General features: G+C 59.1%; 16 protein-coding genes. 8 read left to right on the top strand and 8 right to left on the bottom strand.

What is annotated here, in order from left to right:
• Positions 1–25: 25 nt before the first annotated feature.
• The 8 genes from BSK43_RS35445 to BSK43_RS32775 form a co-directional block, all read right to left on the bottom strand.
• Positions 26–6,310, bottom strand: coding sequence for an Ig domain-containing protein (locus BSK43_RS35445; RefSeq protein WP_205910685.1), 6,285 nt, complete (start codon positions 6,308–6,310; stop codon positions 26–28).
• A gap of 769 nt (positions 6,311–7,079) precedes the next feature.
• Complete coding sequence (locus BSK43_RS32805) at positions 7,080–8,678, bottom strand: hypothetical protein (RefSeq protein WP_077467638.1); 1,599 nt, start codon at positions 8,676–8,678, stop codon at positions 7,080–7,082.
• Positions 8,679–8,731: 53 nt separating this feature from the next.
• On the bottom strand, positions 8,732–9,952 hold the full coding sequence (locus tag BSK43_RS32800) for a hypothetical protein (protein WP_205910684.1): 1,221 nt from the start codon (positions 9,950–9,952) through the stop codon (positions 8,732–8,734).
• 461 nt (positions 9,953–10,413) lie between these two features.
• A complete protein-coding gene (locus BSK43_RS32795; protein ID WP_077467637.1) occupies positions 10,414–11,778 on the bottom strand; it encodes a lanthionine synthetase LanC family protein in 1,365 nt (454 codons plus the stop codon).
• Positions 11,775–12,836, bottom strand: a complete 1,062-nt coding sequence (locus BSK43_RS32790; protein ID WP_077467636.1) for a T3SS effector HopA1 family protein — start codon at positions 12,834–12,836, stop codon at positions 11,775–11,777. Before BSK43_RS32790 ends, BSK43_RS32795 begins: the two co-directional genes overlap by 4 nt.
• On the bottom strand, positions 12,836–13,954 hold the full coding sequence (locus BSK43_RS32785; RefSeq protein ID WP_077467635.1) for an aminoglycoside phosphotransferase family protein: 1,119 nt from the start codon (positions 13,952–13,954) through the stop codon (positions 12,836–12,838). The genes BSK43_RS32790 and BSK43_RS32785 overlap by 1 nt, the downstream gene beginning before the upstream one ends.
• 162 nt (positions 13,955–14,116) lie before the next feature.
• A complete protein-coding gene (locus BSK43_RS32780; RefSeq protein ID WP_068396662.1) occupies positions 14,117–14,440 on the bottom strand; it encodes a hypothetical protein in 324 nt (107 codons plus the stop codon).
• 936 nt (positions 14,441–15,376) lie between these two features.
• On the bottom strand, positions 15,377–16,333 hold the full coding sequence (locus BSK43_RS32775) for a bile acid:sodium symporter family protein (protein WP_077467634.1): 957 nt from the start codon (positions 16,331–16,333) through the stop codon (positions 15,377–15,379).
• Positions 16,334–16,695: 362 nt separating this feature from the next.
• Here BSK43_RS32775 and BSK43_RS32770 point away from each other — a divergent pair, with 362 nt between their 5' ends.
• The 8 genes from BSK43_RS32770 to BSK43_RS32735 all read left to right on the top strand — a co-directional run bounded on the left by BSK43_RS32770 (position 16,696) and on the right by BSK43_RS32735 (position 25,240).
• Positions 16,696–17,721, top strand: coding sequence for a hydroxyacid dehydrogenase (locus BSK43_RS32770; protein ID WP_077467633.1), 1,026 nt, complete (start codon positions 16,696–16,698; stop codon positions 17,719–17,721).
• A 112-nt stretch (positions 17,722–17,833) separates the two neighbouring features.
• Positions 17,834–18,772 (top strand): D-allose transporter substrate-binding protein, encoded by a 939-nt coding sequence (gene alsB / locus BSK43_RS32765; RefSeq protein WP_068394943.1) that lies wholly within the window; start codon positions 17,834–17,836, stop codon positions 18,770–18,772.
• Positions 18,773–18,832: 60 nt separating this feature from the next.
• Positions 18,833–20,380 carry an ATP-binding cassette domain-containing protein gene (locus BSK43_RS32760; RefSeq protein WP_205910683.1) on the top strand — a complete coding sequence of 516 codons (1,548 nt, stop codon included), beginning with the start codon at positions 18,833–18,835 and terminating at the stop codon, positions 20,378–20,380.
• Positions 20,380–21,273, top strand: coding sequence for a ribose ABC transporter permease (locus BSK43_RS32755; RefSeq protein ID WP_205910682.1), 894 nt, complete (start codon positions 20,380–20,382; stop codon positions 21,271–21,273). Before BSK43_RS32760 ends, BSK43_RS32755 begins: the two co-directional genes overlap by 1 nt.
• A gap of 100 nt (positions 21,274–21,373) precedes the next feature.
• Positions 21,374–22,438 (top strand): LacI family DNA-binding transcriptional regulator, encoded by a 1,065-nt coding sequence (locus BSK43_RS32750; RefSeq protein ID WP_246662763.1) that lies wholly within the window; start codon positions 21,374–21,376, stop codon positions 22,436–22,438.
• A gap of 76 nt (positions 22,439–22,514) precedes the next feature.
• Entirely contained in the window at positions 22,515–23,648 is a 1,134-nt protein-coding gene (locus BSK43_RS32745) for a Gfo/Idh/MocA family oxidoreductase (protein WP_077467631.1), read from the top strand.
• Between the two features lie 73 nt (positions 23,649–23,721).
• Positions 23,722–24,570, top strand: a complete 849-nt coding sequence (locus BSK43_RS32740) for a sugar phosphate isomerase/epimerase (protein ID WP_077467704.1) — start codon at positions 23,722–23,724, stop codon at positions 24,568–24,570.
• A 22-nt stretch (positions 24,571–24,592) separates the two neighbouring features.
• Positions 24,593–25,240 carry a nucleoside/nucleotide kinase family protein gene (locus BSK43_RS32735; protein ID WP_077467630.1) on the top strand — a complete coding sequence of 216 codons (648 nt, stop codon included), beginning with the start codon at positions 24,593–24,595 and terminating at the stop codon, positions 25,238–25,240.
• Positions 25,241–25,337 lie beyond the last annotated feature (97 nt).

Genomic DNA, 25,337 nt, shown 5'->3' with positions numbered 1-25,337 from the left:
TAGGGCGTGGTGCCGCCCGAAGCGGTCATGGTCTGGCTGTAAGCTGTCCCGGCCGTGCCCTGCCGGCAGGGTGGGCGGGGCAAGCGCGATCGTCGGGGCGGACACCGAGATGCTGGCGGTCGCCGGCGGCAGACGTACCGTCGAGATTGGTGGCCGTGTAGGTGAAGCTGTCCGCACCTGCATAGCCTGCTGTCGGCGTATAGGTAATGGAGGTGCCCGAGGCGGTCGCCGTCCCATGGGCTGCCGCGGTCGCAATCGCAACCGAGAGCGGGGTACCGCCGGTGATGTTGAGGGTAATCGGATTAGCCGAGGAGTTCTGGGCAACCGTCGCGGTCACCCCATTGGCGATCGGCGGATGGGCCGTCAGCACCAGGGTATAGGCTCTGGTGCCTGAGAACGGTCCCGAGCCGGTCGAGCTATCGGTTGCGGTAACGGTGAAATTGAAGGTGCCGGGCACGGTCGGCGTTCCCGAGAGGAAACCGGTCGACGACAGCGTCAGCCCGGTCGGCAGAGCGCCGGTGCTGGCATAGGTATAGGGCGCCGTCCCGCCAGACGCCGTAATCGTCTCGCTGTAAACCGCATTCAGCGTCGCTGCACCAAGCGTTACAGGCAAAAGCCCTATCGTCGGCGCCGATATCGTGAGGCTATAGGCTCTCGACGCGGTAAACGGAGCGCCGGTACCGGTCGAGCTGTCCGTCGCGGTGATCGTGACGTTAAAGGTCCCCGCTGCGGTCGGCGTGCCGGAGAGGGTGCCCCCTGAAGACAAGGTGAGGCCGGCGGGCAGCGCGCCTGCGGTAACCGCATAACTATAAGGGCTCGTGCCGCCCGAAGCCGTGACAATCTGGCTATAGACAGTCCCGATACTACCGCCCGGCAAGGAAGTTGGGCCGAGCGAGATTGTTGGAACGGGCACCGTGATACTGACGGTCGCGGGTGCAGATGTGCCGTCGAGATTGGTAGCCGTGTAGGTGAAGCTGTCCGCACCTGCATAGCCCGCTGTCGGCGTATAGGTAATGGAGATGCCCGAGGCCGTTGCGGTGCCATGGGCTGCCGCAGTTGCAACCGCAACCGAGAGCGGGGTGCCGCCGGTGATGTTGAGGGTAATCGGATTGGCCGAGGAGTTCTGGGCAACCGTCGCCGTGACGGCATTGGCGATCGGCGGATGGGCAACCAGCACCAGGGTATACGCTCTAGTGCCTGAGAACGGTCCCGAGCCGGTCGAGCTATCGGTTGCGGTAACGGTGAAATTGAAGGTGCCGGGCACAGTCGGCGTGCCGGACAGGACGCCGGTCGACGACAGCGTCAGCCCGGTCGGCAGAGCACCGGTGCTGGCATAGGTATAGGGCGCGGTACCGCCCGAGGCCGTGATGGTCTCACTGTAGCTGGCATTGAGCGTGGCAGCCGTAAGCGTCGTCGGAGCGACTGTAATCGTCGGAGCTGCAATGGTGATGCTATAGGCTTTGGCGACGGCAAACGGAGCGCCGGTCCCGGTCGAACTGTCGGTTGCGGTCAGAGTAAAGTTGTACGTGCCGCCGCCCGTTGGCGTGCCGGATATGACACCGGCGGACGACAATGTCAGTCCGGCCGGCAGTGAACCGGCCGTAATCGCGTAACTATAGGGACTTGTCCCGCCCGAAGCCGTCGTGGTCTCGCTATAGGCGGCTCCGATGGCGCCCGCGGGCAGCGTCGCCGGGTCCAATGACAGCGTCGGAACTGACACGGTGATGCTGGCGGTTGCGGGTGCAGACGTGCCGTCGAGATTGGTGGCCGTGTAGGTGAAGCTGTCCGCACCTGCATAGCCTGCTGTCGGCGTATAGGTAATGGAGGTGCCCGAGGCGGTCGCCGTCCCATGGGCTGCCGCGGTCGCAATCGCAACCGAGAGCGGGGTACCGCCGGTGATGTTGAGGGTAATCGGATTAGCCGAGGAGTTCTGGGCAACCGTCGCGGTCACCCCATTGGCGATCGGCGGATGGGCCGTCAGCACCAGGGTATAGGCTCTGGTGCCTGAGAACGGTCCCGAGCCGGTCGAGCTATCGGTTGCGGTAACGGTGAAATTGAAGGTGCCGGGCACGGTCGGCGTTCCCGAGAGGAAACCGGTCGACGACAGCGTCAGCCCGGTCGGCAGAGCGCCGGTGCTGGCATAGGTATAGGGCGCCGTCCCGCCAGACGCCGTAATCGTCTCGCTGTAAACCGCATTCAGCGTCGCTGCACCAAGCGTTACAGGCAAAAGCCCTATCGTCGGCGCCGATATCGTGAGGCTATAGGCTCTCGACGCGGTAAACGGAGCGCCGGTACCGGTCGAGCTGTCCGTCGCGGTGATCGTGACGTTAAAGGTCCCCGCTGCGGTCGGCGTGCCGGAGAGGGTGCCCCCTGAAGACAAGGTGAGGCCGGCGGGCAGCGCGCCTGCGGTAACCGCATAACTATAAGGGCTCGTGCCGCCCGAAGCCGTGACAATCTGGCTATAGACAGTCCCGATACTACCGCCCGGCAAGGAAGTTGGGCCGAGCGAGATTGTTGGAACGGGCACCGTGATACTGACGGTCGCGGGTGCAGATGTGCCGTCGAGATTGGTAGCCGTGTAGGTGAAGCTGTCCGCACCTGCATAGCCCGCTGTCGGCGTATAGGTAATGGAGATGCCCGAGGCCGTTGCGGTGCCATGGGCTGCCGCAGTTGCAACCGCAACCGAGAGCGGGGTGCCGCCGGTGATGTTGAGGGTAATCGGATTGGCCGAGGAGTTCTGGGCAACCGTCGCCGTGACGGCATTGGCGATCGGCGGATGGGCAACCAGCACCAGGGTATACGCTCTAGTGCCTGAGAACGGTCCCGAGCCGGTCGAGCTATCGGTTGCGGTAACGGTGAAATTGAAGGTGCCGGGCACAGTCGGCGTGCCGGACAGGACGCCGGTCGACGACAGCGTCAGCCCGGTCGGCAGAGCACCGGTGCTGGCATAGGTATAGGGCGCGGTACCGCCCGAGGCCGTGATGGTCTCACTGTAGCTGGCATTGAGCGTGGCAGCCGTAAGCGTCGTCGGAGCGACTGTAATCGTCGGAGCTGCAATGGTGATGCTATAGGCTTTGGCGACGGCAAACGGAGCGCCGGTCCCGGTCGAACTGTCGGTTGCGGTCAGAGTAAAGTTGTACGTGCCGCCGCCCGTTGGCGTGCCGGATATGACACCGGCGGACGACAATGTCAGTCCGGCCGGCAGTGAACCGGCCGTAATCGCGTAACTATAGGGACTTGTCCCGCCCGAAGCCGTCGTGGTCTCGCTATAGGCGGCTCCGATGGCGCCCGCGGGCAGCGTCGCCGGGTCCAATGATAGCGCCGGAGCGTTGACGTTAAGACTATAGGCTCTGGAGCCGGTGTATGGTCCCGAGCCGGTCGAGCTATCCGTTGCAGTGACGGTGAAGTTGAAGGTGCCGGCTTCGGTCGCAGTACCGGAGAGGTCGCCGCTCGAAGATAAGGTGAGGCCGGTCGGCAGGGCACCCGAGGTGATCGCATAAGTATAGGTACTGGTTCCGCCCGAAGCCGTGATGGTCTGACTGTAAGCCGTGGCTACTGTGGCGGCGGCAAGCGTCGTCGGAGCGACTGTAATCGTCGGGGCTGCAATGGTGATGCTATAGGCTTTGGCGACGGCAAATGGAGCGCCGGTCCCGGTCGAGCTGTCTGTCGCGGTCAGGGTGAAGTTGTACGTGCCGCCGCCCGTTGGCGTGCCGGATATGACACCGGCGGACGACAATGTCAGTCCCGCCGGCAGGGCGCCAGATGTCACGGTGTAGGTGTAGGGACTTGTCCCGCCCGAAGCCGTTGTGGTCTCGCTGTAGGCGGCTCCGATGGCGCCTGCAGGTAGCGTCGCCGGGTCCAATGACAGCGTCGGAACTGACACGGTGATGCTGGCGGTTGCGGGTGCAGACGTGCCGTCGAGATTGGTGGCCGTGTAGGTGAAGCTGTCCGCACCTGCATAGCCTGCTGTCGGCGTATAGGTAATGGAGGTGCCCGAGGCGGTCGCCGTCCCATGGGCTGCCGCGGTCGCAATCGCAACCGAGAGCGGGGTACCGCCGGTGATGTTGAGGGTAATCGGATTAGCCGAGGAGTTCTGGGCAACCGTCGCCGAGACGGCATTGGCGATCGGCGGATGGGCAACCAGCACCAACGTATAGGCTCTGGTGCCTGTGAAGGGTCCCGAGCCGGTCGAGCTGTCGGTGGCGGTGACGGTGAAGTTGAAGGTGCCGGGCACAGTCGGCGTTCCCGAGAGGAAACCGGTCGACGACAGCGTCAGCCCGGTCGGCAGAGCGCCGGTGCTGGCATAAGTATAGGGCGCCGTGCCGCCAGACGCCGTGATGGTCTCACTGTAGCTGGCATTGAGCGTGGCAGCTGTAAGCGTCGTCGGAGCGACTGCAATCGTCGGAGCGCCGACAACCAGGCTATAGGCCCGTGACCCGGTGAATGGTCCCGAGCCGGTCGAGCTATCGGTGGCGGTGACGGTGAAGTTGAACGTGCCGCCGGCGGTTGGGGTGCCGGAAAGGGCGCCGGCCGCCGAGAGTGTCAGGCCAGCGGGCAGGGCACCGGCGGTCACGGCATAGGTGTAGGTGCTGGTGCCGCCCGATGCCGTGACGGTCTGGCTATAGGCCGTGGCCACGGTGGCAGCCGTAAGCGTCGTCGGGGTAATCGCAATCGTCGGGGCGTTGACGTTAAGGCTATAGGCTCTGGAGCCGGTGTAAGGTCCCGTGCCGGTCGAGCTATCGGTCGCGGTCACGGTAAAGTTGAATGTGCCGCCTGCGGTCGGGGTGCCGGAAAGTACACCGGTCGTTGCCGATAGTGTCAAACCCGCTGGAAGAGCGCCTGCGGTGATCGCATAAGCATAGGAACTGGTACCGCCCGATGCCGTGACGGTCTGACTGTAGGCTGAGGCCACGGTCGCAGCAGGCAGCGTTGTCGGCGTAATCGCGATCGTCGGTGATGCGATGGTCAGGCTAAAGGCTTTCGATGCATTAAACGGCGCACCGGTCCCAGTTGAACTATCCGCCGCCTTGACAGTGAAGTTAAAGATGCCGCCTGCGGTTGGCGTGCCGGAGAGAGTACCTGAGGATGACAATGTCAGACCGGCCGGCAAGGCCCCCGAGGTGATGCTATAGCTATAGGGGGCGGCGCCGCCTGAAGCGAGGAGCGTCTGGCTGTAGCCGGCTCCGACCGTGCCGCCCGTCAAAGGTGAGGCTGTGGTGAAGGAGATCGTCGGCGGAGAAACAGTTATGCTGACGGTCGCCGGTGAGGACGTGCCGCCGGTATTGGTTGCGGTGTAGGTGAAACTATCGCTACCGGCATAGCCGGCGGTCGGCGTATAGGTGATCGATGTACCGCTTGCCGTGGCCGTTCCGTGAGAGGCCTGGGTCGCGATGGCGACAGAGGCCGCAGCTCCCCCTGACAGGTTCAGCGTAATCGGGTTCGCACTGCTGCCGTAGCTCACCGTCGCGCTGGCGGCGCCGGCAACGGGCGGCGGTAAATTGACAACCTGGAGGTTGACGGTAACGACATTGGCATAAGGCCCCGGCGATGTACCGTGCAGATTTGGACTGCTGTCGGTCACGACAACCTGGAAACTGAAATTTCCAAGCGACGTCGGCGTTCCGCTGATCGCACCATTGCCTGCCAACGAAAGTCCTGGCGGCATGGTTGATCCGGTGTAGAGTGCGAAACTGTATGGGGCCAAAGCGCCTGACCCGGAGAGCGTTGCGCTATAGGCCGCATTCAGAGTGGCAGTTGGCGGCGCGCTAACCGCAATATTGTTGGACGGGTTCGGGACGGTGGCCGAATAGGACTTGGTCGTCGACAGACCGCCAGTGGCCGTCACCGTAAATGTAACGGTATAATTGCCCGCCTGCGTGGGGGTGCCGGAGATGGTCGATCCGCTAAACGATAGACCCGGCGGCAACGAACCCGAGGTCAATGCGAAAGTATAGGGGGCCGTGGCGCCGCTCGCGCTGAGAGTTTGGCTGAAGGCTGTGCCGACCTGCGGGTTGGGTAGTGAGCCGGGGGAGACGATAATAGGGTTTGTGGTCGACGCAACGGCGACGTTGATCGTAAATGGGCTTCCACCGGCATCGACCACGACGAAGCTATCGCTTGTCGCTCCATCGCCATTGTTGACGTAGGTAACCTTGCCTGCCGCGGCATCGACGCTTACCGAGCCATGAGCCGGAGAAGTTGTGTTCGGTCCGGGGTACGGGTTGAGGCCGGCGGCATTACAAAGGGTGCCGACGGTAATCAGAATCGATCCGCCGGAGGCCATCGGGTTTGTTGACGGCGTTGTGTTCACGTCGGGCACGTTAAAGCTGGTACAGGCAGCATAGGCCATGCTTGGAGCGGCTAAAGATAAGCCGGCAAATAATAAAGAAACAATCAGAATCGTCTTGAGAAGTAGTACATGACCCCGCGACGCCGCTGATACTGAGTTTGTTGTTACTTTAATGATCTGCTGCGCCACGCATCTTGCGTAACTCGCCAAGACAATCAATATATTGTTTGTAGAAATACAATATTTCTCTCGAATCGAGAGCTTTGTTATGGCAAGTTCCGTGGCCGACAACTCGCCAACTTTCATTTTCCCAACCCAAGTACTGACTGAAATTCATTGCTGAATGGCAGATATTTACTTTTGCAATTGCCTACGCACATTGTAGCCATCGCTCCCCACTGCGATAACACTACTATCGGAAGCGACTTGAAAGGCAATTTACCATTTTTGAAATCCGCTAGGATTGTTTAATTTGACATCAGTATTCAATCAAATGTTGTATATTAGCAACATTTGATTTGCATTCGCTCTTCACTGTGCCCAGACAGCTGATAAGAGAAGGACGTGTTCGGCAGGCGTTTTCTCTAAATCTTAAGCGGCAGGTTGAGTGCGGAGATTCACTGTTGGCGACTGAGAGGGGGAAGCCGGTCAGCAACTGTCTGGCGTTCACACTTTGAACGGTGAGGGGGCGTGTTGGCTTTTGGCTCGAAAGCCATGCGAATGTGATTTCCCTTCACTGTCTGCGTAGTGTCGAAGCAAAACCGGTGGGGAAATCAACATCGCTTCTCGATCAACTGACCAACGTGTCAAATAACCGGAGCCGCCTTAGCGTCGTAACCGGGTAATCGCTGTCGAGCATTCGCGCCGGAGTGAAACCGGTTTCCAATACCCTCATTCTTGAAACTGAACGATCGTAACTCGCGGTCCGGCCCGCTTGCTTATGGAGCGTAATCAGATAGCGCAATGGTGCGACAAATGACGGGCGTAGCAGCAATGCAGCTTCCGCATGATTGGTTGCGTCCTCGTATTCGCCGAGTGCTGCTGCAGACATGCAGCAGAAGAACTCCGTGAAAGCGCGTGCTTCACTGCCTCCGGTTAATTGCAGTGCTGCCAGCGAAGAGGCTCGAGAGCTTCTCAGATCGCCCAGAATGAGTTCCGTATTCGACAGAATAGCGAGATTGATGCTGTTGAGCGGGTCATATTTGATGGCTCTCTTCGCCAGCGACAACGAGTTTCGGGGAGAGCCGCCTCTCAGATATTCGATATGGGCGCCGATGCCCAAAACGGTTGCGCTGTCAGGCGCTTCACTTATGGCCTCATGAAACAGCGCATCAACGCTAACGTTGTCTCCCGGCAATTCTGGCGTCCGATGCTGGAACTGGGCAATTGTGCGACCGAAAGCTCTCCATGCGAGGTATTGCGGTTTGGGTGCCAGTTCATAGGCGGCCTGAAAATACCTGTCTGCGGATAGCAACGCTGCCTTGTCGAACCGGAAGACCAGATTGCGCGCGCGGTTTGCAAAGGTCGTCGCGCAATCGGAAATATCAAGCTTTTCGAAGCTCTTCTTCATTGTGTTGAGTATGGCGTCAACAATGCATGATGACGCCAATTCAATGTCGCCCTGTTCCAGCACCTCTTCCTTGCGACATATGGAGAAGTTTTGCACCAGCAGGATTTCCGAGCTCTGAAAATTCTTCAAGGCGACGTGAAGCTCCAGCCTGTCGCGAGAGCCGAATGCGGCCAAAGCGACGATCAGGCCCTTCTTCGCGCTTCTGCCGGCTTTGGCGGGGTCCGACCCAAGTTCGTGGTAAATGCTGAAGTCGGTAAAATCCAGAAGTGCCGAAGTCGTTAAAGATATGATGGTGCGCACGAGACCGTCGCCGCTTGAAACATTGGTCCTGCATTGGAAAAAAATGGCAGGCGCTGCTTCCGGCATCAGCCGGCGGGTTGCAAAGCAGCTCGGCTCTACCACTGCTTCGGCCTGGCTGCGCTGATCGCGAACCCAACTTTCGAATTCCGGGTCAGCTACATCAAGACCGCAGAAAAGCCCGTGATCCGCTTCGCACCAGCGGGTGGTTGGTCCATATTCTCGATCGACCGTAAAATGCGCGGGATCAAACGAAACCTGTTCTCGATCCGCTCTGAGCACATGGGCATGCTTCCCAAGTGAGCGGCGAATGATCGTCAACGTTTGACGTAAGCTGTCCGACCCCTGCTGGGCATCTCTGTCGCTCCACAATTTGTCCTGGAGCCAGCGGCGACTTCTCGAATAATCAGGCGCAAGGGCAAGGAGCGCGATCAGTCCGCGTGCCTTCATGGCCCGAGGCAGGAGATCCTCCCCCTCAGGCCCCGTCAGACGAAAACGGCCATATATTCGCAGGAAAATCATACGATATCCTCAGGAATGCATGCTTGCTCTGCCTCTAACTCCGGAAATATTCGTTAGCGGTTGAACTCATCAAAAGCTGCGCCGGCGGTCGGCACTTGCTGACTGCCCATCAGAAGGCCGGCGAATGGATAGGGTGGTATGTCGGTCGTTGATCCCGCATGGTCCGGATAATTCAGGAGCACCCAGGCTCGAAAGATCGATATGCCCTTAGCGACTTGAAGCGAATAATCCAGCGTCTGCGTATTCGGCACCGGAGACTGAGCGCCGATGTTGCGGAAATAGGCCTTTGCGTCGCTATCGATGAAGGGATCGAAAGGTACGTCGGGCAGCAGCATGGCCGCCTGTTTGGCCTCTGGAGAATTGGCCAGAACTGCCCGGCCCCAATCCATTGCGCGCTGATGGCAGGTGATGCAGCCCGACTTCGGATTGTCGACGGGCCCATTTGCGCGACCGAAAAGCCCGAGATGTTGACGCGGCAAAGCGTAAAAGCGCTGAGCTTCCTCCGGGTTGACCCAGCTTTCCTTGGGCGTTGCCGCCTTGTCGTAATATGCGCTGGCCAGCAAATCGGGGTCGCTGCCCCACATCAGGCCAACAGGAACCAGGCGATCATAGGGTGTCTTGCCCGCCTTTGTCCCGTCATACATGAATGTGCCAAAGAACCAGCCATTCGGCGAGCGCTTGTCCTTCACCGAGACGTCCACCTGCAACATTCGCATCGTTATGATGCTGCCGTCATTGCCCGCAGCAACTTCCCATTCCTTCGAATTGCTCAGAAAAGGGACCTGGGCGGGAGTGGCGTTCGTGAACAGCAGCTTGATGCCCAAAGCCCCGTCGGGAAGGCTGAACCCTTTCGTCTTCGGGAAGGTCGGATCACTCCAGATCTGGCCCAGACCATAACAGGCCAGGTCGTTATATATCCCGACGGCCCAGTTTTTTGCCCAACCGACCTGCTTCTCGTGCAGTTCCTTCGGCCGCGACCAGCGTTCTGTCGTCATGCCGCGCAATGGCTCACGAGAATCCTGAAGCCAGGGTGCGTTACACCAATGCTGTTCCTTGTTGTCTTCGATGCGCCAGTCTATGTCCGAACGCCCGTTATACTTCGTCGCATATTCAAGGATTGCGTGCATGTAGCCAGCGGGGTCGGTGAGGGGATCGACCGCCAACCATGGCAATCGGCTGGCATCCGGAAGCGTTTTTGGAAAATCATAATGGACCTGAAATTTGCGTTTGCCCTCCCCTCCCTTGAGCGGCAAGGCGCTTGGACAGTTGAACATGGCGGTCGCTTGCGTCGCAAAGTCTTTTGTTGTCGGCAGCAAACATTCCGCTGATGCCGCAGTGGCAAACATCACGGTCACAAAAAGGCAGATCAATCCAAGGAGTCTCATTGAAAATTCCTCATCGACCGTTCAACTGTTGAGAAAATTAGAAAGCTATGATATACAATCATTAAGAGCAAGAAAAAAATGCAGCTTTGCAGAAACTTCTGATTTTCTATTCTTGGAGGCGTCTATGTTCGAGCCTCAATCTTAAAGTTCAGCCGATATGCAGCTTATAATTGTATATTGCCATCGACCGAACCCAGTTGTGCCGTTGGAACGAGGCAGCCTCCAACAGGTGAGATGATCCGAAACAAGTATCTTTCGATGTGTCACGCATTTTGAGACCCAAATCGCGAACGTGGGCGACCAATGCCGCGCGGATATCTCTTTGACCAGAACGCCGAAAGTTACGGCAATCACCTGATTAAGGTGTCCATGCTTTCCTCGGGCTTTGCTGGAACCATCCGCAGTGGTTGATTCAGGCAGAGAACGGAGGGAATACCGGGATTTCGCAGACGAAGGAGATGCAGGCCGATGCCGGCAATACCAACCATGAGACAGGGGCTGTATCCGCCGCGCTGTAGGCCAGACGGCATTTGTTCGGGATGACCGTGCTCGCCGAGAACGGACCGAACGGTAGCGTTGACGCAGGATCTTGCTTCGTCATCGTCAAAGGCCGTCGCCAGATCCAGAAGGATATCGGACAATCCCAGGACACCGTGGCACAGAGTGATATCCGAGCCCTGCGTGGCTCGGCGTTGAACAATGAAGGCTTGCGTCGTCTTCATCGCGATACGAGCCATGCGCTCGTGATACGCTGCGCGTTCCGGATCAAGTTCCCGGGCATAGAGATGGGCCAATCCAATCCCTGGTGCTCCGTGGCACCACGCACCTCTGAACGTGCCAACGATCTTCCCATCGCGCTTCGAGTGCTCATATCGCGTGTCGATCCAGTTTCCTTCATCCGGGTTGAACAGCGCATCCTCAAAAGAAAAGGCCCCGCGGGCATGCTTGAGAAATGTCTCGTTGCCGGTTGCGCGATAAGCTCGCAATAGACCCAGCGCGAGCCCGGAAGCTCCGTGAGAGAAGCCGCTGAGCGGTGGCAATTCAAGCTCGACGCCATGAACCTTCTCGGGCGCCCAGAGGCAGATTTCATCATCTTTCCACTGCGCTTTGTCGACGATCTCTTGAGCACAATCAGATGCAAGTCCCAGGAATGCGCGTTGCTTCAGCACGTCGGCCAGATGAACGAGTGCGGGGATCGCACCTGCATTGCCGCCGATGACATCGAGGGAGTGATGAACGGACAATCCGCCCATGATCCTGTTTGTCAGGAAGAGGAATTCGTCCATGACGATGGTACGAAACTGCTGTGTATGGGACAGGATCTGTACGCCGGCATAAAGCAGGCCCAAACAGCCGGCATAGAAGGAAATCGGCGATGCGGGAAAATGGTTCCGCCGCATGTAGTTGACCGAACGCAGCCAGGCGGCGACGGCCGTTCTCTCATATCGCGCATCACCCGTCTCGGCGTAAAGCGCATCGAGATAAAGTGCGGTTCCCGCTGAGCCGGAATAGAGCTCCGGGCTCAAGGCTGCAGTTCTGCGCGAATAACCCGCGATTTCCCTATCCTCGATGTCTCTGCGTCCCAGCCAGTTGCAGGCGAGTTCGTCATCGCTCCAATAGGCGGTGCGAACCAGCTGGTCGCCAATGCGGATCGCTGCATCGAGCAACTGGTCACGCGCAAGCGGCTCTGCCATGACCTTGGCAAATTGATTCATGTCAGTTTCTCCCAGACGGATGTTGCGGAGGCCAATGCTGCTTCGTACTGGGCCAGGTTGTCCTGACGTGCATAGGGCCGCAGACTATCGAGCCCGGAGCGTTCGAAGCTCGCGTAAACCGATTGAGCCACCTGGTCTGTTTCGACCGGAGACGGGTTATCCAGAAGAGCGCCGGCCAGCAGTGTGGCGCGTGAAATGCCAAAGCTTGCGCCATCGCCGGGATCCTCGGCAAAAGCCAGCCCCTTGGCGAGACGCCGAGCAAACAGAGGCACGCCATCCTTGAGGAGGGGGTCTATGACCCCATGCGTTGCCATGATCTCCGGTAGGGCCTCGGCCATTTGACAGGCACGCAAATAGAGCACGCCCGCGTCTGACCTGTTGTAGCCTGCCGGGTCGGCTATGACCTTGGTTCTGAAGTGAATGCGTCTTTGGTTCAGGCGGCGCGTGATTTCGAAGAGGTATGGCTCAGCCGCTGTCGGCGTCAAATTGAAGTAGAAGCGAAGGAGCGGGCCGCAGTCGGCGGGGATATCCAGGCGCGAGGCGTTGCCAAAAGCCATGTAGAAAGCCGGCATCATTTGGCGCGCTTCCTTGGGGATCCGAACGTAGCAGGATTGATCCTCCGAGCCTGCGGGAAGCCTGGGAACAACATCTTCCGGCCGAACCCAATAGAGGATGCCATCCTTTCGAACGATCAGCTTGCTGCTTCCCTGTTCCTGACCGAGCAGAAACCAGCCCTCCTGAAATGTGCCTGTTCCGTTATTCGCCTTTGAGAGTGAGGGAATGAAGTCGTTCGGATCGAGGTTGGGACTGACGGGCGAGGGGGATGTCGCGGAATAAAGACTGTTATAAATATCCGTCATCAGGATGGTGCGGAAGCGCTCAATGCCGGCATCAGCCGCATCCGGCCCGGCCGTCAGCTCCACTCCACGGCTCGGATCGAACACGCGAAGCTTGCTGATGTCCCGAACGATGCCGTTCAGCTCATATTCGGTGTCGGACAGAACCCGAACCGCGGTCAAAACCCTCAAAATATCGGGATGTACCAACTGGGACGTCATCAATGGATCCTCCCGAGTTCAATGCCGAACAGACCGGAAGCGGCTTCCGTCGGCTTTTCGAGAATGCTCTTTGCAATGCCGAGTAGAATTCGGGCGATCGGCGGGATCTCATCGAATTTCGCTGCAATTTCGTAGCTGGTCTGAAAGATCCTGATCGCCGAAAAGGTCACGACCTTGCTTAGCAACCGGGCTTCTTCGTCAGCGTTCTGGCCGCCATGCGCAATATAGCGGTGCCAAAAGGTCTGCAGGCAGGGCTTGAGCCTCGTGATTGGGAAACCAGCGTTTCGGACCATGTCTTCGGGCGTGGCCATATCCGGCATGGAAATGGTCCACCAAAAGATAAAGTCCTGGAAAACCCCGGCAATATCCCAGGCCTTGTCGCCCTGCTGCACCAGTTCCCAATCGACGATGCGGATCTTGTCCGAGCCGATGTCTTCCAGATTGGGATCCGGTTGAACCAGAAAATTGTCCAGCTTCACGTCGCCATGAATAACGCTGTTGATTTCCCAGGTTTTGGCCGCCGCTTCCCAGCGGAGCATGACATCGCTCATCGCCTGCAGCTCGCGCAGATAGGCGAGGCCACCTGGGCGTATGTAGCCAAGGACATTCGGACTAGGCTTGTTCAGTTTGAAACCGAACGGCAGATCGGTTGAGAGAAACGCGACCTTTCCGTTGCCGCTTGTAACCGGCTGTTCAAATTCCCGATGCAGCTCGGCCAACAGCCTCCCGACCTCGGAAATCGTACGCAGCGGAAGCCTGTCTGCGCCACGCTGCTTATAGTAACGCCAGAGGGGGATTGCTTCCCGGTAGAAGTCCAGGACCAGAAGCCCTTGCTCAAGGTCAGTATGGCGCACCGTCGCGCAATCGACGCGGAAGGCCGGGTTTTCTCTCTCGAGGAACTCATAGAATCGTATTTCAGCTCTTAAGGTTTCGGCGCTTTCAGAATCTGGGTCTGAAGGCTGCTTGATCAGGTAGTTCTCGGCCCTGTTCGTGGTCACCTGGATGTTGCGATTGCGCCTGGTGAGTGTAGTCGCCTCAAAATCCCCGTACAAAATGGATGCTTTGGATATCAGGCCGAGTGAATCTAGGAGTTTGTCGATGGTATCAATCGAATACATTTGAGTAGGACCTTCAGGAGAGTTCAGGCCGCTTACGAGGCGTTCGCAAAGCACAGGACGAGATCGCGAGCGCAGGTGCCGAGTAGGGGCAAAGAGCTGGTGGCAGTACGCGTTGGACGGGTGGAGAAAGCCCCGCGGCTTTCTCCACCGCAGTCGGGTCGATCAGGTCGAGCAGCCAGTCGTTGCAAGAATGATCCAGCAGCAATCATTGGCCTTGTTCGCCTGAGGTGCCGCGCTATGCAGTTTGGCGGTCGCCGCATCCGTGGAGCAGCCGGTGGTCGCCAGAACGATCCAGCAGCAATCATCGGCGACGCTCTGCCGGAGCGCCGACGAGGATTCGGCGGTCGCCGCGTCCGTCGAGCAACCGGTGGTCGCCAGGATAATCCAGCAGCAGCCGTTCGGCGCAGGCGACTTGGCTGCTGCGAAATCGGCGGTAGAGCATCCTGTGGTGGCCACAAGAATCCAGCAACAATCTTTGGTGGTCATATTGAGCACTCCCTATTGAGTTGTGGAACGATGGAAAGGCCATTGCCTTCACGACAAGACCTCAAGGCGTTTGATGAGCTTCACAGTGCGGCAGGCTTTGTGATCAGCGGCTGCCATCCCGTGCCCCCATCAGCTCAGCGGCTCCAATGCGGAGGGGCCGCGCCAATTGTCAGTGGTTCTGACGTCAGGTCGAATGATTACCAATTGATTTTCTTGGTAAATCGCCGTCGGTCCGATCTTCCTGAACAATGTGCGATCGGATGAAAGCAGCTAGCCGTGATTGTATCGTGATTTTTTGTTTCGCGTGGGCCAGCCCCAGCGATCACTTCGCCGCCGGGCCAGTTCCTGGCGAAATCAGCAACTGGCCGTTGGATGCTTGACCGCGAGCTTTCAGGCTTGGCGGGTGATCCCGAAATCCCGATCTCGCGCCACGTGAGCGATGCTGATAGCGCTTAAGCTCTTCTGAACAAGACCGCCGGAACGATCGTGCCAAGCGGGATTTGTCAGTGAGCGCAACCCAAGCTGCTTCAATGATATAGCGAGACCAAGGCAGATGTGCTGACCCAGCTCGACGGCATTGGCGTCGAGTGGGGGACATAAGCTTGCCGTCATCGTCGATGGCCCATCGATTATTTTAACGTCGGACGCGTGTTTTGGCAGTCCGGATATCTGGCACGCCCACAAGCTCTCTCAATAGGGATCAGCGTTATACATCTGTTCGGCAGAAGTATCGGGTTTATGAAATGGACGGGATGTCGCGGTAGCTATTGGCAGCCCGGTGATCTGGGTCGGCAGCGAGATCCGTTGCTCGTGGCAAGTCGTCTCGCCGGTAGCTACCCGCAGCCTGTGGATTTACGGGCCGGTTAGGGCAAATAGAATGCACAGGCTGCGATATCTGGTTGCGGTCGGTCGAGGTCTAAAAACGGCGGCTGGCGGTCATGAGCGAGCTTCCACGGTCGTAGCCGCATCCTCCGTCCGCCTTGAGAAATAATTGGCGATCAGCGCGCCCGAGATATTGTGCCAAACGCTGAATATCGCGCTGGGTACGGCGGCAATGGGCGAGAAGTAGGCCGTCGCCAGGGCGGCGCCGAGACCGCTGTTCTGCATGCCCACCTCGATCGCCAGCGCCTTGCGCTTCGGCAATGAAAGGCCGAAAAGCTTGGCGGCAAAATAGCCGAACAGGTAGCCAAAGCCGTTGTGCAGGACGACGATCGCGAAGATCAGGAGGCCAGATTGGGCAATCGCGCCCTTGCTGGCGCCGACCACTGCCGCGACGATGAGAACGATACCAACGACGCTGACGATCGGCAGCAGCGGCATCGCACCTTTGACAACGCCGGGGATGATCTTCTGGAAGATGAATCCCAGGGCCAGGGGCAGCAGGATGACCTGCACGATGCTGATGAACATGGATAGCGGATCGACCGGCAGGTATTGGCTTGCAAACATCCAGACCAGGAACGGCGTGACAATCGGCGCGGCAAGCGTGGTGACGCTGGTGCAGGCGACGCTCAATGCCACGTCGCCCTTGGCGAGGTAAGTCATGACGTTACTCGAAGTCCCGCCCGGGCAGCATCCGACGAGAATGACGCCGGCGGCGACTTCCGGCGGCATCGGGATAATTCTCGTGAGGATAACCGCGATCGTCGGCATGATCAGAAAATGCGCGAAGACGCCGATGGCCACTTCAAACGGGCGTTTCAGCAGCTCCCGAAAATCGTCGATCGACAGCGTCAGGCCCATGCCGAACATGATGATCCCGAGCAGCCAGACGATATAAGGTGCAACATGCTTGAACACGTCAGGCAGGAAGAAGCCGAGAACGGCAAACACGATGACCCAGAGCGCGAAGGTCCTGCCTACGAAGGTGGAAAAAGATGTAAGTGCTTTCATGATATCCTCACAGTGGCCGTTTCCGCTTTATTCCCGTGAGGCAGGCTGTCAAGCGGCCTGAGACCGGGACCGGTTCTGCGCGCGAAATTTGGATGAGGCGATGCTTTTCTGCATATGCCGGCTAAGTTCCCATTCAAGAGATTGATGGGCTAGGCTTCGATTGGCTTTCCCAGCCTGCATCCGCGCTTTGACTTAACAAGTGCCGTCGCTGGCCGCAGCGATGGAGGAAGTTTCTCATCGCGTGTTAACGCATCCAGCGGGCTTCGTGTTGTCCACTGGCAGATTTCCAGAGGCCGAACGTAAAAGCCTCTTGCAGAAAATCGTTTTTCTGATACGACTCCCCGACATCAGAGGGAGGCATCATGAGCCGCAATATCATTCTCGTCGATCCGCTGCCGCGGACTGTCGATCTCATTATGGAGCCGAGTGTCAAGGCGAGGCTGCATCAACTCGGTGATGTCGTTATCTCCGAGGATCGGCAGATGCCTGCCGATCAGGTCGATGAACTTCTTCCTGATACCGTGTTGATTTTCGGCCAGACCGACATGCCGAAGGAACGTCTTGATCGCGCGCCGAGACTGAAGGCGATCATCAATGTCGAATCCAACTTCATGCCCAATATCGACTATCAGGCCTGTGTTGAGCGGGGCATCTGGGTCATTACGCCGGCGTCTGCCTTTGCGTCACCCGTTGCGGAATCCTCTCTGGCCATGGCCTTGGATCTGGCTCGCGGCATTACGCAGGCCGATCGGGATTTTCGCCAGGGCATCGAGCAGTATGGTCTTGCGGGCAACACAGATACCTTCCGCTTTGCCGGTGCGTCCGTCGGCATCGTCGGTTTCGGAGATCTTGGGCGCCAGCTGCGCGAACTGATCCGGCCATTCCGCAATCATGTTCGGGTTTTCGATCCCTGGCTGCCGAATGAGATCATCGAGCGGGCCGACTGCGTTCCGGCTGGACTAGACGAGGTTCTTTCGCAGAGCCAGGTGGTTTTCGTCTTTGCAAGCGTGACGAGCGAGAATGAAGGTTTCATCGGCGCCCGGGAGTTTGCGATGATGAAGCCGGGCGCTGCCTTCCTGTTGATGAGCCGCGCCGCTGTCGTCGATTTTCCGGCGATGTTGGCCGCCGCTGCTTCCGGGCATATTCGCGTCGCGACCGACGTGTTTCCAGAGGAGCCCGTTGCGGCTGATGATCCGGTTCGCTCGACACCGGGACTTCTCTTGTCCGCGCACAGGACGGGCGGCACGCAGGATGCGCTATATGCGCTTGGCTCCATGGCGGTCGCGGATGCCGAGCTGATCATGAAGGGCCTGCCGCCGCAGCTTTGCCGGCGAGCCGATCCCGCTACGGCCGCTCGACTGAAGTCGAAGCCGGTGTCGGTGACCTGAGTAAGGGAATTTATATTTTAGAAAATCGATTTTCTAGATCGGGGAATGGTCCCCAAACCCGGTGTTGGATACCGGGCGCGGCGAAGCCGTGACTTATCGGAGGAGAATGATCATGAACAGGATGAAGCTTTTTGCCGCGGCCGCAATCGCGGCGACCGCACTTTTTAGCAGCGTTCAGGCCCAGGCCGCCGACTATGCCGTCATCTTGAAGACGCTCGCCAATCCCTATTGGCAGGACGTCCAGAAGGGCGTGCAGGCGAAGGCCAAGGAGCTCGGCGTTGAGGTCGACATCTTCGCGTCGCCGTCGGAGGACGATACGCAGGCGCAGCTGCAGCTGTTCGAAGATGTCCTGAACCGCAATTACAAGGGCGTCGCCTTCGCACCGATCTCGTCTGTGAACTTGGTGCAGCCGGCAGCGAAGGCCTACAAGGCGGGTATCGCGCTCGTGAATATCGATGAGCAGATCGATATGGCTGCCCTCAAGCAGGCGGGCGGCAATGTCGAAGCCTTCATCACGACCGACAATGTTGCCGTCGGCAAGAAGGGCGCCGACTTCATCATCGGCAAGCTCGGCTCTGCCGGCGGTGAAGTCGCCATCATCGAAGGCAAGGCTGGCGTTGCCTCGGGTGAAGCCCGCAAGAGCGGGGCCACTCAGGCCTTCCAGAGCGCAAAGGGTGTCAAGCTGGTCGCGAGCCAGCCGGCCGATTGGGACCGCCTCAAGGCCCTCGATGTGGCCAGCAACATCCTGCAGTCTTCGCCGGATCTGAAGGCATTCTATTGCGCCAACGATACGATGGCGCTCGGCGTCGTTCAGGCCGTGCAGAATGCCGGCAAGGCGGGCCAGGTCATTGTTGTTGGAACTGACGGTGCGCCGGAAGCAAGAGATTCCGTCAATGCCGGTCGTCTGACGGCGACGGTTGCCCAGGATCCGCAGAAGCTCGGCGCAGATGGTCTCGAACTTGTCGTCGCAGCCGCCAAGAAGGGTTCGCTGACGCCGGTCGATACGCAGGCAAAGCAGGTCGCCGTCGACTCCGTGCTCGTCACCAAATAACGCCAGGCCGCCGCGGACTAAACCAACCGCGGCGGCATCTCTCCCGTAAGGAGTATGGCCATGGAGAATGGCGAAAAGACCTTGAAAACTCCGATCGTCAGGATGAGAGGGATTGAGAAGTCCTTCGGCGGCATTCGCGCGCTGAAGGGTGTCGATCTCGATATCCATGCAGGAGAAGTTCACGTCGTGCTCGGTGAGAACGGCGCGGGCAAATCCACCCTGATGAAAGTGCTGTCCGGCATCTATCAGCCGACCGCCGGGACGATCGAGATTGACGGTAACCCGTTCTCGCAGTTGACACCGGCGGATGCCTCGGAAGCCGGCATCTCCATCATCTATCAGGAACTAAGCGTCATCAACGAGCTCTCGGCTCTCGAGAACCTGTTCGTCGGGCGCCTTCGCACCAAGCGGCGTTTCGGTTTTCCGATGATCGACTGGAAGAGAATGGAGACGGAAGCCCGGGCCATTCTCTCGCAGCTTGGTCTCGATATAAATCTTCGGCGACCCGTCGCCGAGCTTCCGATCGCTCACCGGCAAATACTCGAGATCGCCAAGTCGCTGATGGGCAAGGTCCGGGTTTTGGTCATGGACGAGCCGACCTCGTCGTTGACCAAAATCGAGGTCGACCGCTTGCTCGATCTCGTTCGCAAGCTTCGGGAGCAGGGCATGGCGATCCTGTTCATTTCTCATAAATTCGATGAGGTACGGGCCATCGGCGACCGCTTCTCGGTCTTGAAGGATGGCAGTTCCAACGGCACCGGCCTGATCGCCGAGCACACGAATGACGACCTGATCCGCATGATGGTGGGTCGCGTCGTACAGCAGAAATTCCTTTCGTCCCATCCAATCGATAGAACCGGATCGCCGGTGCTTGAGGTGCGTAACGTCACTTCGGCCGATCGCAAACGCGTCAAGGATGTCAGTTTCGACGTGCACCATGGCGAGGTCTTCGGTTTTGCCGGGTTGATCGGGTCCGGTCGGACGGAATTGATGAATTGCCTGTTCGGTGCTGAAAAGCGCGCGTCCGGATCCATCGTTCTCAATGGGCGGGATATCACTCCGCGTAACCCTTTGAGGGCGCTGAAGAGCGGCATGGCCTATATCACCGAAAGCCGCAGGCAGACCGGCTTCATGCCCAACTTCACGATCATGGAAAACACCGTCGTTTCCGCACGCGTCAAGGCATCCCCGCTGCGCGGCGCTCTGGGGCTTGTCTCGTCGCGGGCCGACAGGGCGCTTGCCGAGCGCGAAAGCAAGAGATTGGCCGTCAAGGCCCGGTCCGTCGACCAGCTCGTAACGGAACTGTCGGGAGGCAACCAGCAAAAGGTGCTGGTCGGCAAATGGATGGCGACAAACCCCGAGGTCTTCATCTTCGATGAACCGACACGCGGGATCGATGTCGGCGCCAAGGCAGAAATCTACGCGATCATTCGAAAGCTGGCTGACGAGGGCAAGGCCGTCATCGTCGTTTCCTCCGAGCTGCCTGAGATTCTTGCCGTCTGCGACCGGATCGCGGTGTTTCGCGCCGGCTCGATCGGCGGCCTCGTCGAGGGCGCCACTGCCAATGAGGAAATGCTTCTACAATATGCAATCGGAGGAGTTGCCTGATGGGCCGCCTTGAAAAATTCTGGGAGACCTACGGTACTCTCTGCATACTCATCGTCATCCTTGTGCTTTTCAGCATCCTGTCGCCGGCCTACTTCCTGCGCAAGGATAATCTGGTGCAGATCGTGCTTCAGAGCTCGATCACGATCCTTCTCGCCCTGGGTGAATTTTTCCCGATCCTGATCGCCGGCATCGATCTTTCCGTCGGCTCCATCCTGGCGCTTGCAGGTATCGTGACAGGCAAGCTGCTGCTGATGGGTTTCGATCCCTGGCTTGCCGTGCTGATCGGCGGCGCTGGCGTCGGCATTCTGCTTGGAGCCATCAACGGCCTTCTGGTCAATTTTACCGGATTGCATCCTTTCATCATCACGCTCGGCACCAATGCCATCTTCCGTGGCGTCACCTTGATCATCTCAGGTGCAACGCCGGTCTTCGGCTTCCCCTATGCCTTCACGGACGCGCTGACAGGCTCGCTATTCTACGTTCCGGTGCCGATCATCGTTGCGCTCGCAATGGCGCTGATCCTCTGGTGGATGACCCGGCAGACGCGCCTTGGAAGGAACATATACGCGGTCGGCGGAAACAAGGAGGCGGCGTTCTTTTCGGGGATCGATGTGAAGTTCCATACGCTGATGGTTTTCATGATCTCGGGGCTTTGTGCTGGGCTTGCCGGCGTTCTCAGCACGCCCGCCTCGGCGCGGCGGAGCCTGCTGCGGGAACCGGGTTCGAGACCTTCGCCATCGCCTCGGCCATCATCGGGGGAACGAGCTTCTTTGGTGGCAAAGGGAGAATTCCCTCCGTCGTCATCGGCGGCCTCATCATCGGCACGATCAGCAACGGACTCAATCTTCTGCGTGTTCCGACTTTCTACCAGCTGGTGGTCATGGGTGGCCTGATCATCCTTGCGGTCTCGCTCGACCGGCTGATCGGTACGCGACGCTGACGCCGTCTTTGATGCCGGGATAGGGATCGTTATGATCGGAGGAATCAACGAGAATGGCGAGAGTGAACATGGCAAATAGCGGCGCGAAGAAGGCTCCGACGATCAAGGACGTGGCGGCTCTTGCCGGCGTTGCTCCCGGCACGGTTTCGAACGTCCTCACCGGAAAGAAGCTGGTGGCGGAGCCTCTGCGCAAAGCTGTGTTCGATGCCATCGCAACTCTCGACTACCGGCCCAATCACCTCGCCTCCAGCCTTCGATTCGGGAAAACGAAAACCATCGGGATCGTCGTCCCGGACCTGACCAACCCGTTCTTTTCCGGGCTGGTCAAGGAGCTTGAACTTCGTGCCCTGAAATCGGGATTTCAGACCCTTCTGATGAGCAGCCACGAAGAGGTGGCGGAAGAGAAGGAGAGGATAAAGGCGCTCGTGTCCCGTCAGGTCGATGGTTTGATCATCTCGTCGAGCGGCGATTCAATCGATCCGTCCCCGAATTCCAGCATCAACGGCGTGCCGACGGTCCTCGTCGACCGCGCTTTTACGGTCGAGGGGTTCGATACGGTGTCCGCCGACAATGAACAGGCTGCATTGACGGGAACACAGCATCTCATCGATCTCGGCCACAAACGCATAACCTTTCTGGCGACGGCACTTGGCCTAGGTAACATGGAGGAGCGTGTATCGGGCTACCGCAAGGCGATGGCTGCGGCAGGCTTGCCGGACGCCAATGTCGTCTATGGGGGGCTGACGATCGAGAGCTGCCGGAGTGCGCTGGAGCAGGAGCTGAGGCGCGCGGATCGGCCGACCGCGATCTTCGCCTCAGCCTATGTGGCGACGCTCGGAGCAGCCAAGGCGATCAGGGCGGTCGATCTGGCGTTTCCGAACGACGTATCCTTGCTCGGCTTTGACGACTCCGACTGGATGACGGTCCTGCGACCCTATGTCAGCACGATCGAGCAGCCTTTGGGGGAACTCAGCGAGGCCTGCTGGGAGATGCTGCAACGGCGCATGAAGAAGCGCGACAGTCCGATGGCGCACAAGCGTGTCACCTGCGCCTTGAGAGCGCGTGAATCCACCCGCAGGGTTGTTCGCAAGCCTGTTCAACCTCCACCTGAAAACTAGCTGTACACGCCGATGACCGTGCGCACGATCCCTGCGCAGCGATGGTCCCTGGCGATCGCCTTCAAAAGGATATGAGATGACAAGAATTCGACTAGGCATGGTCGGCGGCGGCAGGGGTTCATTTATCGGTGGTGTTCATCGCATTGCCGCACGGATGGATGGATTATACGACGTCGTTGCCGGCGTCTTTTCCTCGGATGCTGAACGCAACAAGGGCTCGGCCGAAGATATCGGCGTCGAAGCCTCGCGTGCCTATGGCAGTATCGAGGATATGATCCGCGGCGAGCAGGCAAGGGCTGATGCCATTGAGGCCGTTGTCATCGCGACGCCGAACCATCTCCATTTCGAGGCGGCCAAGGCGTGCCTCGAGGCCGGCCTGCACGTCATCTGCGACAAGCCGGTTACCGCGACGCTCGAAGACGCGATCGAACTTGAAAAGATTGTTGGCCGGACAGGCAAGCACTTCTTCCTGACGCATAATTATACCGGCTACCCGATGGTCCGTCAGATGCGTGACATGGTCGCCGCCGGTGAGTTGGGAGAGATCAGAACCCTTCATGCCGAATATGTTCAGGATTGGCTGACGGAGCCGATGGAGCATCGCGGGGCAAAGGGCGCAGAGTGGCGCACTGACCCTTCGAAATCCGGCGCAGGCGGATCGATCGGCGATATCGGCACCCACGCCTACAATCTGTCCACCTTCGTGCTCGGTCGCCGCCCCTCGCATCTTCTGGCTGATCTCTCGTCCTTCGTTCCCGGGCGCCGGCTTGACGATAACGCATCGATCCTTCTGCGCTATGAGAATGGCGCCAAGGGCACGATGTGGGTGAGCCAGGTTGCGGTCGGCAACGAGAACCACTTCACGTTCCGGGTTTACGGCTCCAAGGGCGGCCTCGAATGGGAGCAGGAAGATCCGAACCGGCTCTGGTTTACGCAATATGGCAAGCCGAAGCAGCTGCTCACCCGAGGCGGCGCGCAGGCGACTTCTGGCAATACCGATTCGATCCGGATACCTGCCGGACATCCCGAAGGTTTTCTTGAGGCCTTCGCCAATCTCTATCGTGACGCGGCGCTGGTGCTTCGTGGCAAGGCGACCGACAGGAAGCTCTCGCTCCCCGGCATAAGAGAAGGCGTGGAGGGGTTGGAGTTTGTCGACGCCTGCGTTCGGTCGTCGTCGGCGAACGGTGCATGGGTGGACGTGCTCGCATGACGCTGCCGGCAGATATGACATCGCGAGCGATCGTTTCGCTCCATGACGCAATACAGGAAAAGAAGATATGACTGTGCAGGGTTTTGGCATTCACGCCGCCATGTGGACAATGACCTGGGACCGCGCCGGCGCGGAGCGGGCGATTGCCGGTGCGGCAAAATACAAGGCGGATCTGATCGAGATTCCCCTGCTCGACGCGCCTTCCGTCGACGCACGGCATACGCGCGCACTGCTGGATCGGCATGGTATCCGTGCTGCCTGCTCGCTTGTCTTGCCGCAGCCGGCCTGGGCATCCATTCGCCCGGATGCGGCGATCGCGCATCTCATGACCGCGATGGACAAAGCGGCTGAAATGGGCGGTGAGGCCCTGACGGGCGTCACCTATGGCGGCACCAACGAGCGCACGGGCTTTCCGCCGACGCAGGGCGAGTACGATAATCTTACGCGTGCGCTGGAAACCGCCGCCAGACATGCGAAGAAGCTCGGTATCCAGTTGGGTGTCGAGGCCGTCAACCGCTATGAAAGCCATCTGATCAATTCGGCCGAGCAGGCCGTTGCGCTGGTCGAGCGTATCGGCATGGACAATGTCTTCGTTCATCTGGACACGTTCCACATGAACATGGAGGAGAAGGGCGCGGCCAACGGCATTATCGTTGCACGCGACCACCTCAAATACATGCATATGTCCGAGAGCGACCGGGGAACGCCGGGCGCCGGCAACGTCCCCTGGGATTCGATCTTCACGGCACTTTCGGCCATCGGCTTCAAGGGCGCGCTGACGCTCGAAAGCTTCGTGAGCATGCCGGCTGAAATGGCGGGCGATATCTCGACCTGGCGTCCGGTAGCCCGCGATGCGGAAGAGGTTTTGGATCATGGTCTTGGGTTCTTGCGCGGCAAGGCTGCGCAATTTGGCTTGAGCTGACAACGGCAGGATCGGAGTTGTTTTGACCACATTAGAAAAAAATGCCCGCGAGATCGCCGAGATCGCCACGCAACGGTTTATAGCCGGCGGCGGCCGGAGAGTGCTCGTCGCCATCGCCGGCGCGCCGGGATCCGGTAAGTCTGCGGTTGCCGAGCGCATCGTTGAGCTGATCGCCGGCAATCACGGCATCAGCGCGGCTTTGTTCCCGATGGATGGCTATCACTATGACGACGCCGTTCTCAAGCAGATGGGCCGCCTCGCCTATAAGGGCGCCATCGACACGTTCGATGCGCATGGCCTGCGCCATATGCTCAATCGCCTGAAGGCGAATGAAGACGATCTTGTCGCCGTTCCGGTCTTTGATCGGTCGATCGAAATCTCCCGGGCCGGCGGCAGGCTCATTCCGAAGTCAACGGACATCATCGTCTGCGAAGGAAACTACCTGCTGGCTCGGCAGGCTCCTTGGAACAGGCTGAAGGAAATCTTCGACTTCACCGTCTTCGTCGACGTTGGCGAGGCGGAACTGCGCGAAAGGTTGCAGGCCCGATGGCGCAGCTATGGCCTCGATCCGAGCGAGATCGACCGCAAGGTCGAGGAGAACGATTTGCCGAACGGACGCGCGATCATGCAGGGAAGCGCTGATCCCGACCTCCGTATCGACAACAATTGAGCCATCCGGCTGATCGCAGCTGAGGCGATCCACCGACACATCAACACCGCAACCCGGAGAACAAAGGTTTCCGGGAAGCAAGATCTTTTGTGCAAAA

The sequence above is a fragment of the Rhizobium sp. P44RR-XXIV genome, from assembly GCF_001999485.2.
In the GTDB taxonomy this organism is placed as follows: domain Bacteria; phylum Pseudomonadota; class Alphaproteobacteria; order Rhizobiales; family Rhizobiaceae; genus Rhizobium.
Note: the sequence above shows the minus strand (reverse complement) of the source record. Positions and strands in the feature narration are given on the sequence as shown.